Origin of the sequence: uncultured Photobacterium sp. (assembly GCF_947039875.1) — a bacterium.
In the GTDB taxonomy this organism is placed as follows: domain Bacteria; phylum Pseudomonadota; class Gammaproteobacteria; order Enterobacterales; family Vibrionaceae; genus Photobacterium.
The window spans coordinates 57101-67328 of the sequence record NZ_CAMRAN010000020.1; the positions used below are offsets into that span (position 1 = coordinate 57101).

Consider the following 10228-nt stretch of genomic DNA (forward strand, 5'->3'; position numbering starts at 1 on the left):
GGAATCCAAATACACAAAACGCCCACAAGTGGGCGTTTTATTCATATCATTAACAAGCTATCACGCTGATGGCGTTAATTCTTTTGGCGAGCAACACGAACGACGTCGGGCATAATACGAATACGGCGCATGATATTAGCTAAGTGCACACGGCTCTTAGTCGTCAGGCGAACAGTAATCGTATATAAACGGCCATCTTTTTCTTCGGTCGCTAAGCCTTGAATATTAGAGCCTGTTGCAGCGATAGTATTGGTTAAATCAGCTAATGCACCTTGGTGATTTTGCATATCGACTTTGAGGTTAGTGACAAACTCTTGTTCAAAATCTTCACTCCATTCAACCGCCATGTACTTATCCGGTTCTTTTCGATAACCCCGAATATTGGCACATTCTTCACGGTGAATGACAAGGCCTTTGCCTGGGCTGACATGGGCCACAATAGGATCACCATGAATCGGATGGCAACAGTTAGCAAAGGTCAGCAAAATACCATCGGCACCTTGAATCGGTAATCGACGATCGTTGTTTTTCGCCGTCAGTTCGTCGGCATTACCCAGTAATCGGCGCGCAATAACCACACTCATCAGTTCACCCAAACCAATTTCTGTCAGCAAATCATCGACAGTTTCTAGTTTAAGATCGCTTAATACTTTGGTGATATTCTCTTCCGCAATTGTCTGCATGTTCACACCGCCTAAGGCATGATTCAGTAGACGACGGCCGAGAGTTATTGACTCATCACGACGCATGGTTTTTAAAATTTGACGAATTTTAGTACGCGCACGTGATGTCACCACATAGTTAAGCCATGCGGCATTAGGTCGAGCACCAGGGGCGCTGATAATGTCGATGGTTTGACCATTTTTAAGCGGTTTACTTAATGGATAAGGCTGGCGATCGACGCGAGATCCAACGCAGGTATTACCAATGTCAGTATGCACGGCGTAAGCAAAATCAACCGCCGTGGCACCAACTGGCAATTCAACAATGCGGCCTTTGGGGGTGAAAACGTAAATTTCATCTGGGAAAAGATCAGATTTGACGTTTTCGATAAACTCAAATGAGCTACCGGCGCTTTGCTGTAATTCAAGTAGGCTTTGCATCCAACGTTGGGCTTTAATTTGAGCAGTGGTGCCTGGGGCTTCACCGTCTTTATATGTCCAATGGGCTGCAACCCCTTTATCTGCCATTTGATCCATGTCTTCAGTACGAATCTGAACTTCAACCGGTACCCCATGCGGGCCAACCAGTGAGGTATGCAGCGACTGATAGCCATTGGCTTTTGGAATGGCGATATAATCTTTCATTCGACTTGGGCGTGGCTTGTACAGATTATGTACTTGGCCTAATACGCGGTAGCACGTATCAAGATCATTCACCAAAACGCGGAAGGCGTAGATATCCATGATCGAATGGAAGCGTTGTTCTTTATTCTTCATCTTGTTGTAGATGGAGTATAAATTCTTTTCGCGGCCAGAAACGACCGCAGTTATTCCTGCATCAATGAGGCGACCCTCAATTTCAGCGTGAATTTTAGTAATGATTTCTTTGCGATTGCCACGGGCTGCTGCGACGACTTGTTTTAGAACGCGGTAGCGGTTGGGATATAACGCTTCAAAGCCAAGCTCTTCAAGTTCAGATTTGATGTTATGGATACCAAGACGATGGGCAAGCGGAGAGAAGATCTCAAGGGTTTCACGAGCAATACGGCGACGTTTATCAGGACGTAAAGCCCCTAACGTGCGCATGTTGTGAGTTCGATCGGCAAGTTTGATCAGGATAACCCGAATATCATGCGCCATTGCCATGATCATTTTGCGGAAGTTTTCAGCCTGCGCTTCTTGACGATCGCGAAATTTGAGCTTATCGAGTTTAGAGACACCATCAACCAATTCGGCAACAGTATCGCCAAAGCGGCAGGCTAGATCCTCTTTAGTGACCTCGGTATCTTCAATCACATCGTGCAGCAATGCTGCCATCAGTGCTTCAATATCGAGACGCATTTCCGCCAGAATACGGGCGACCGCAACTGGATGGATTATATAAGGCTCGCCGGTTGAACGAGTTTGGCCTTCATGGGCGTCGCGAGCAACAAGATAAGCCTGTCGAAGCACCTCAATTTGAGGCTCCGACAGGTACTTGGTTGCGACTTCTTTCAGGCTATCAAAAAGATACAATTCGCCTGGTTCCCTGATTAACGGTGATTGTCGCCAGCAATAGCACTAACAGCGGCTAATTCAGCGGCTTCTTGCTCTTGCAGTTCCTGACGCTCGCGAGCATCAAGGATATCTTTAGTAATTAGGCCTTCTTCGATTTCACGAAGTGCAATTACTGTGTATTTGTCGTTTTCTTCAGGAACCAATGGATCCTTACCGCCGGTTTGCATTTGACGTGCGCGGCGAGCAGCAATTTGGATCAGATCGAAACGGTTGCCAATTTTATCAACAGCGTCTTGAACGGTTACGCGTGCCATGGAGGACTCCAGTGGTTATTAAATTAGGGATAGAAAATTGTACAAAATAACTTACTGATCTGCTAGTAGCGCAGTCAACATGCTTCTATATTTAGCAGTTTGCTTGTCTTGCTTCAATCGTTCTGCACGAATAATTGCTTTAAAGTCAATTAATGCGACATCGAAATCATCATTAACGATCACATAATCGTATTCGTTATAGTGCGAAATTTCTGAACGAGCTTCTTCCATACGACGGGCAATAACGGCTTCGCTGTCTTGACCTCGGGTATTAAGTCGACGCTCCAATTCCTCTTTTGATGGAGGTAGGATAAATAAGCTCTTGGCGGCAGGCATAAGTTTGCGAATTTGACGCGCCCCTTGCCAGTCGATATCTAAAAAGACATCAATACCTTTATTCAATTGCTGTTCAATCCATGGACGAGAAGTACCATAGTAATTACTAAACACTTCGGCATGCTCAAGGAATGCACCTTGTTCTACCAAGTCGGTAAATTCTTCTACGCTAACGAAATTGTAATGAACGCCGTTTTCCTCGCCCGGGCGCATGCCACGAGTCGTATGGGATACGGATACTTTCATATCATAGGTCGGATTAGTTTCAAGAAGGGCATTAATCAAACTTGATTTACCAGCACCACTTGGGGCCGACACGATGTATAGAGTACCTTTGCTCATTGCCTATTTTCACTCAGTGATAGAAGGGCGCGAAGATTATCACGATCTGCGCATAATTGAAATTAGCTGATTGCTTGAAAATTCATCTTTTTATTGAGTCAATACATCTTAAGCCTAGCTGACTTTGATGAAATGTCATAATTAGATTGTATTTTTAAACAACTATCCAAGCCAAATAGCATCAGCTTGGATAGTTTGAGTAACGTGTTATTTACTCAATATTCTGAATTTGCTCACGCATTTGTTCGATTAATACTTTTAGTTCAACCGCCGATGCAGTGACATCAGTATTAATTGATTTTGATGCCAATGTGTTTGATTCACGGTTAAATTCTTGCATCATAAAATCAAGACGACGACCACATGCGCCACCTTTAGCTAGAATTTTTTGGGTTTCTTTTACGTGTGAGTCAAGGCGATCAAGCTCTTCGGCGACATCACTTTTCTGTGCCAGCATGATTAGCTCTTGTTCAATACGGTTACTATCAAGATCGACTTTTGCTTCATCAAGACGCGACATAATGCGCTCGCGTTGCCATACCATAATTTGTGGCATTAGCGTACGAACTTTAATAGCTTCTGTTGAAATAGCTGCTAAACGATGATCGATTAATTGTTTCATGTTATCGCCTTCGCTTGCACGTGCGGCAATAAAATCATCCATTGCTAGCTCAAAGCCAGTTAATAGATCTTTATTAATCATATCTAAATCTTGTTCTGGTGCTTCCATCACTCCCGGCCAGTTAAGCACTTGGAATGGACCAATATTACCTTCACCCGCCGTTTCTGTTACCCAACGAGCTGCATTGATAACTTGTTTGGCTAATGCTTCATTGATTGTCAATTCAGTATTAGCGGCAGTGTTGGCTTCGTAGCGAAGATTACATTCGACTTTACCACGCGCTAAACGTTTACGAAAACGTTCACGCAATACCGGCTCAAGGCTACGGAATTGCTCTGGCATACGAATGTAGGTTTCAAGATAACGTTGGTTTACTGAGCGGATTTCCCACACAGCAGTACCCCAGTCGCCTTTTATTTCGCGACGGGCGTAGGCAGTCATACTATGGATCATTGGCTTGTGGCCCTTAGGTTATGATGGTTGCGACGGCTAAACTTAGCGCATTTAACGGTAAGTCAGGTCTTCTAATAACAATAGCGATGCGTCGTAACCGAGTTTTATCATTATATGCGAAATCGCCTCTTGCGGGCTACTGTTGTGAATGCAAAACAAGGTTGAATCTATCGTTTAAACGGTGGTTTTCTCGTGCACTGGGATTGAGATGTCGCTATAATCGCCGGTTAATATCATCCAGCCAAAGGGAAATCCCGATGCGTCCAAGCGGAAGAAGTGCCACTCAGGTACGTCCAATCACTATTACTCGTAACTATACAGCCCATGCTGAGGGTTCAGTATTAGTTGAATTTGGCAACACCAAAGTAATTTGTACTGCTAGTGTTGAAGAAAATGTGCCGCGTTGGCTTAAAGGTAAAGGCCAAGGTTGGGTGACTGCAGAATACGGTATGTTGCCACGTGCAACCCATACCCGTAACCGTCGTGAAGCGGCAAGTGGCAAGCAAGGCGGTCGCACCATGGAAATTCAACGTCTGATTGCGCGTAGTTTACGTGCTGCGGTTGATTTAAAAGTCCTTGGTGAACAAATGATCACTGTTGACTGTGATGTAATTCAAGCAGATGGCGGTACACGTACAGCTTCTATTACCGGCGCGATGGTGGCATTAGTTGATGCAATTAATTATATGCTTGAAAAAGGCATGATTAAGAAAAGCCCACTTAAAGGCATGGTTGCTGCTGTTTCGGTTGGTATCTATAAAGGTGAACCAATTTGCGATCTTGAGTACCTTGAAGATTCAGCTGCTGAAACTGATATGAATGTGGTCATGACCGAAGATGGTAAGATGATTGAAATTCAGGGTACGGCAGAAGGCGAGGCATTCAGTCATGAAGAGTTATTGGCAATGTTAGCGCTGGCCAAAGACGGTATATTCGATATTATTTCGATGCAGAAACAAGTATTAGAAAATTAGTTATTAAGCGGTTCCTATTAAGGAGCCGCTTTTTTTTATCTGAAATTTATAGGCTATAGGAATAGTCATAAGTTTTAGCTGCAACAGTTTTACATTCTTCGCAATGTAAAGGTTGTGTCCATTTCAACATTGTAAAACACGAAAGTCGTTTAAGGAGCCACAATGAAAGCATATCAGCGTCAGTTCATCGAATTCGCCCTAGAGAAAGGTGTCTTAAAGTTTGGTGAGTTCACTCTGAAGTCCGGCCGTAACAGTCCGTATTTCTTTAATGCGGGTTTATTTAATACTGGTCGTGATCTTGCACGTCTAGGTCGTTTCTATGCTGAAGCATTGGTTGACGCTAACATTGAATTTGATGTGTTGTTTGGCCCTGCGTATAAAGGGATTCCCATTGCAACTACCACCGCTGTTGCATTAGCGGATCACCATGATGTAGATACGCCATATTGTTTTAACCGTAAAGAAGCGAAAAATCACGGTGAAGGTGGCAATCTTGTTGGGAGTGATCTTGTAGGGCGCATTATGTTAGTTGATGATGTTATTACTGCGGGTACGGCTATTCGTGAATCAATGGAAATAATTAAAGCGAACGGTGCTGATTTAGCAGGTGTGTTAGTCGCTATTGATCGCCAAGAAAAAGGCCAAAGTGAATTATCTGCGATTCAAGAAGTTGAACGTGATTTTGGTTGTGCGGTAATTTCAATTGTATCGCTAGGCGATGTAGTCACGTATTTAAGTGAGCAAACAGGTATGGAGCAGCATTTAGCAGCTGTAACGGCCTACCGTGTTCAATACGGCGTTGAATAACCGTTTAATTAACTAGTTATTATAAAAAAGCGAGGGTCAATGGACGCTCGCTTTTTTATGGTGCTTTGTAATGTGGTTTGTCAGTGTGATTAACCTAACTGACCACTAAGCAGTTGCCAGTAATCATCAAAGTTTTCAGTTGGCTTATATTTAAAGCTAGAACGAACATAACGACTAAGACTTCCTTCAACTTGACCTAATAGCTGTGCAGCTAAAATTGATTCATCGATAGGAAAGCCTTTGCCTTCTCGTAACTTACGCTCTTTTAATATTTGACGTAATTGTGATTCGATACGTTCAAATAATTGGTTGATGCGTGATTGTAAACGATCTTGTTCAAACATCAGTGCGTGACCTGTCATGATACGACTGAGACCTGGGTTACGTTCACCAAACATTAAGATGAGTTGTAGCACCATACGTAGACGAGTAAGGGTATCTTTTTCGTCATCAAGAATGCGGTTAATTCGAGTGGTAATTGAATCTTCGATAAATTCAATCAGGCCTTCAAACATCCGTGCTTTACTTGGGAAGTGGCGATAGAGTGCAGCTTCCGAGACCCCAACATTAGCTGCCAGCATTTTGGTGGTAATACGTTGGCTTCCTTGATTCGATTCCAACATATGAGCAAGACACTGGAGTATCTCTTCGCGGCGATTGCTTTTTTTGGTGCCAGCCATGAATTATCGTTCCTTTGCAAAATGAGACTGTCCATGGACAGCATGAACCCTGCCTATCTTAGCGATGCCATTGCGTCGTGAAAAGCGATCGATGGTAAATGTATGCAGTTTATCCGCAAAAAAAGCGCAACTCTTAATAGTCGCACTTTGTATTTAAACGTTATTGGTTATTTTATCATCAAAATAATTTTATGCGTTAAGGGCATCACTAGTGTATTGATAGTGGTGGTTTTATTTTCTGCCAGAATGACCGAAACCGCCTTCACCGCGATGGCTTGCATCATCAAAATCCGTAACGATATTAAATTGTGCTTGTACCACTGGTAGGAAAACTAACTGTGCAATACGATCGCCCGGCTCGATAGTAAAGGTGGTATCACCACGGTTCCATACTGATACCATTAATTGGCCTTGGTAATCGGAATCAATAAGACCAACAAGGTTGCCTAAAACAATACCATGTTTATGGCCAAGACCTGAACGCGGTAAAATTGTTGCCGCTAGATTAGGGTTGCCAATATGAATGGCTAAACCTGTTGGTACGAGGTGAGTTTCTCCTGGGGCAACGATTAATGCTTGATCAAGACATGCACGTAAATCGAGTCCAGCAGAACCTGTCGTTGCGTACGCAGGTAATGGAAACTCTGTTCCAACGCGTGGGTCAAGAATTTTAAGATCGATAGTATTCATAATTATGCTCTAGTGCGTGACATGTTGATAAAGGCTAACAATTTCGGTAAGCAATTGCTGACCAAGATCGGTTTTAGAGGCTAATGGTAATGTTTTATCGCCATTAGGCCAGTATAAATGTAAGGCGTTAGTGTCGCTATTGAAGCCTTGTCCTTGGACGGATACGTCGTTAGCACAAATTAAGTCGAGGTTTTTATTGGCTAATTTATCACGAGCATAATGTTCGACATTTTGTGTTTCAGCTGCAAAACCGACAGTAAATGGGCGATTTTCAGTGAGCGCTGCAACACTGGCAACAATATCTGGATTTTTTACTAGCTGAATGACCATGTCGTCATTGCCATCTTGTTTTTTCATTTTTTGTGTTGCGATATGTGCAGGGCGGAAATCAGCCACAGCGGCACAAGCTATAAAAATATTATTATTTATTGCACGCTCTAATACGGCTTGGTGCATCTCTTCAGCGCTATTGATATTAATACGAGTGACACCGACTGGGGTTGTAAGATTAACCGGCCCACTAATTAAGGTGACGTTAGCACCACGCTTCGCTGCTGCTTCTGCAATAGCAAATCCCATTTTTCCTGAGCTGTAATTACTTAAATAACGTACAGGATCAATAGCTTCACGAGTTGGGCCCGCGGTAATAATAATATTTAGTTCTCTAAGATCTGGCGCTTGAAAAAAATCTTCACAGTGATGGACCAATTGCATTGGCTCTAGCATTCGTCCCGGACCAACATCACCACATGCTTGCTCACCGCTCGCAGGGCCCCATAACATCAACCCTCGACGTTGCAGAGTCGCAAGGTTCTCTTGGGTGGCCACATTGCGGTACATCTGTTGATTCATCGCTGGTGCGATGGCAATTGGCGCATCTGTTGCTAAACACAGTGTAGAAAGTAAGTCATTACCCATACCCGCACTGATGCGCGCAATTAAATCAGCAGTTGCTGGTGCTAATAATACTAAATCAGCCCATTTAGCTAATTCAATATGCCCCATTGATGCCTCTGCAGAAGGATCTAATAAGCTACTTGAAACGGGGTTACCTGACACAGCTTGCATCGTTAATGGTGTAATGAATTCTTGGGCCGCTTTGGTCATGACGACTTGAACTTGTGCGCCGCGTTCAATTAAACGACGAGTGAGTTCGGCGCATTTATAGGCAGCGATACCGCCGCTAATGCCGAGAAGAATTTTTTTTCCTGCCAGTGTTTGCATGGTTTTGCCTGTGTTTAGATGCCAATCAATTTTGCAGACACGATAGCATCAAACGTATTAACGGTCATTGACTGCAATTCACTGTTTTATTTTTTGAGGTGATCATTTCGAGGTTCTGTTGTTGTAATGCGAGAGGGTAATCATAAACTTTGGAGGTGCTTTCAAGGAACATTGGTTATTAGGTTGTATTAAAGCCGTAGCCTGTTTTGCTAATGGCAGACCAATAATAGGAGGGAATATGTCGCTAAAGCAATTGCCATTAGCATCTAGACCACGAGAAAAATTATTATCTCACGGTAGCGATGCGCTTACTGATGCCGAATTATTAGCTATTTTTTTACGTACTGGCATTAAAGGAATGAATGCGTTGGAATTGGCGACGTATTTATTACAAGAATTTGGTTCATTACGCGCTTTGCTTGCGGCAGATAAAGACACTTTTTGTGAGGTTAAAGGCTTAGGCCCTGCAAAATTTGCACTTTTAAAGGCTGTTTTAGCCATGGGAGATCGATATTTAGAAGAAATTTTAAAAAAAGATAATGCGCTCACAAATCCACAAAATACTCGCCAATATTTAATTAAAAAATTACGCCATAAACAGCGCGAAGCCTTTTATATCCTATTCCTAGACAATCAACATCGAGTGATCACTGGCGAGGTATTATTTGAAGGAACACTCGATTGTGCGAGTGTTTACCCACGTGAAGTTGTAAAAAGATCGTTAGAACTTAATGCAGCCGCGTTAATTTTAGCGCATAATCACCCATCAGGCGTTGCTGAACCTAGTCAGGCTGACCATCGAATAACCCGCAAGATCAGCGATTCGCTGGCTTTAGTCGATATTCGTGTTCTGGATCATTTTGTTGTCGGCGAAGGAGATGTTATTTCCTTTTCCGAGCGCGGTTGGCTATAAAATAGACAATTATCGAAAAAAAAAGTGAGAAAGGATCTGCTCGGGACTTGAGCAACTGGTTTTGACTTAGTATAATGCGCGACCTTTGATAGCTGTGGTTATATGTGGAATTTGTATTTCATATTAAATTTCCATGGTAGATATCGAGCGAAACGATTTGGAGAAGACAGTAATGTCCCGAGTATGCCAAGTAACTGGTAAGCGTCCTGTAACGGGTAACAACCGTTCACACGCACGTAATGCCACCAAGCGTCGTTTTCTGCCGAACCTGCAAACTCATCGTTTCTGGGTAGAAAGCGAAAAACGCTTCGTTAAACTACGTCTTACTGCTAAAGGTATGCGTATCATTGATAAGAAAGGTATTGATACCGTTCTTGCAGAGATGCGTGTCCGCGGCGAGAACGTTTAGAGGAATTTGAACAATGGCTAAAGGCATTCGTGAGAAGATCCGTCTAGTATCATCAGCTGGTACAGGCCACTTCTACACTACCGACAAGAACAAGCGCAACATGCCAGGCAAATTTGAGATCAAGAAATTTGATCCAGTAGTTCGCCAGCACGTGCTTTACAAAGAAGCTAAAATCAAGTAATTGATTTTGAAGTCTTTGATAAAAACCCAGCCTAGCTGGGTTTTTTTACATTTAAAATTCGGTATTCTTTTTCCTGCTTTCCTGCTTTCCTGCTTTCCTGCTTTCCTGCTTTCCTGCTTTCCTG

General features: G+C 43.1%; 12 protein-coding genes. 5 read left to right on the top strand and 7 right to left on the bottom strand.

The genetic code is table 11. From position 1 onward, the window contains the following. Positions 1 to 74: 74 nt before the first annotated feature. The 4 genes from spoT to Q0V26_RS09155 form a co-directional block, all read right to left on the bottom strand. Complete coding sequence (spoT, locus tag Q0V26_RS09140) at positions 75 to 2177, bottom strand: bifunctional GTP diphosphokinase/guanosine-3',5'-bis pyrophosphate 3'-pyrophosphohydrolase (RefSeq protein ID WP_297480969.1); 2103 nt, start codon at positions 2175 to 2177, stop codon at positions 75 to 77. A 17-nt stretch (positions 2178 to 2194) separates the two neighbouring features. Next, positions 2195 to 2473 (bottom strand): DNA-directed RNA polymerase subunit omega, encoded by a 279-nt coding sequence (gene rpoZ / locus Q0V26_RS09145; protein ID WP_080174305.1) that lies wholly within the window; start codon positions 2471 to 2473, stop codon positions 2195 to 2197. 51 nt (positions 2474 to 2524) lie between these two features. Continuing rightward, positions 2525 to 3151, bottom strand: coding sequence for a guanylate kinase (gene gmk / locus Q0V26_RS09150; RefSeq protein WP_036789325.1), 627 nt, complete (start codon positions 3149 to 3151; stop codon positions 2525 to 2527). Between the two features lie 211 nt (positions 3152 to 3362). Then, positions 3363 to 4226, bottom strand: coding sequence for a YicC/YloC family endoribonuclease (locus Q0V26_RS09155; RefSeq protein WP_297480977.1), 864 nt, complete (start codon positions 4224 to 4226; stop codon positions 3363 to 3365). A gap of 257 nt (positions 4227 to 4483) precedes the next feature. On the opposite strand from Q0V26_RS09155, the gene rph reads away from it, so the two are divergent. Together rph and pyrE are read left to right on the top strand one after the other, a co-directional pair. Then, positions 4484 to 5200 (top strand): ribonuclease PH, encoded by a 717-nt coding sequence (rph, locus tag Q0V26_RS09160; RefSeq protein WP_297480981.1) that lies wholly within the window; start codon positions 4484 to 4486, stop codon positions 5198 to 5200. 162 nt (positions 5201 to 5362) lie between these two features. Continuing rightward, positions 5363 to 6007 carry an orotate phosphoribosyltransferase gene (gene pyrE, locus Q0V26_RS09165; RefSeq protein ID WP_297480983.1) on the top strand — a complete coding sequence of 215 codons (645 nt, stop codon included), beginning with the start codon at positions 5363 to 5365 and terminating at the stop codon, positions 6005 to 6007. 89 nt (positions 6008 to 6096) lie between these two features. On the opposite strand, the gene slmA is transcribed toward pyrE, so the two are convergent. The 3 genes from slmA to coaBC form a co-directional block, all read right to left on the bottom strand. After that, complete coding sequence (gene slmA / locus Q0V26_RS09170; RefSeq protein WP_065169265.1) at positions 6097 to 6687, bottom strand: nucleoid occlusion factor SlmA; 591 nt, start codon at positions 6685 to 6687, stop codon at positions 6097 to 6099. Positions 6688 to 6918: 231 nt separating this feature from the next. Beyond that, the gene (dut, locus tag Q0V26_RS09175) at positions 6919 to 7377 is read right to left on the bottom strand and encodes a dUTP diphosphatase (RefSeq protein WP_080159202.1); all 459 of its coding nucleotides are present in this window, start codon (positions 7375 to 7377) and stop codon (positions 6919 to 6921) included. Between the two features lie 9 nt (positions 7378 to 7386). Then, positions 7387 to 8601 carry a bifunctional phosphopantothenoylcysteine decarboxylase/phosphopantothenate--cysteine ligase CoaBC gene (coaBC, locus tag Q0V26_RS09180; RefSeq protein WP_297480989.1) on the bottom strand — a complete coding sequence of 405 codons (1215 nt, stop codon included), beginning with the start codon at positions 8599 to 8601 and terminating at the stop codon, positions 7387 to 7389. Between the two features lie 238 nt (positions 8602 to 8839). Between coaBC and radC the strand changes: the two genes are divergently transcribed. The 3 genes from radC (at position 8840) to rpmG (ending at position 10104) form a co-directional block, all read left to right on the top strand. After that, on the top strand, positions 8840 to 9514 hold the full coding sequence (gene radC, locus Q0V26_RS09185) for a DNA repair protein RadC (protein WP_297480992.1): 675 nt from the start codon (positions 8840 to 8842) through the stop codon (positions 9512 to 9514). A gap of 172 nt (positions 9515 to 9686) precedes the next feature. Continuing rightward, a complete protein-coding gene (rpmB, locus tag Q0V26_RS09190) occupies positions 9687 to 9923 on the top strand; it encodes a 50S ribosomal protein L28 (protein WP_045039707.1) in 237 nt (78 codons plus the stop codon). A gap of 13 nt (positions 9924 to 9936) precedes the next feature. Then, a complete protein-coding gene (gene rpmG, locus Q0V26_RS09195; RefSeq protein WP_005371942.1) occupies positions 9937 to 10104 on the top strand; it encodes a 50S ribosomal protein L33 in 168 nt (55 codons plus the stop codon). Positions 10105 to 10228 lie beyond the last annotated feature (124 nt).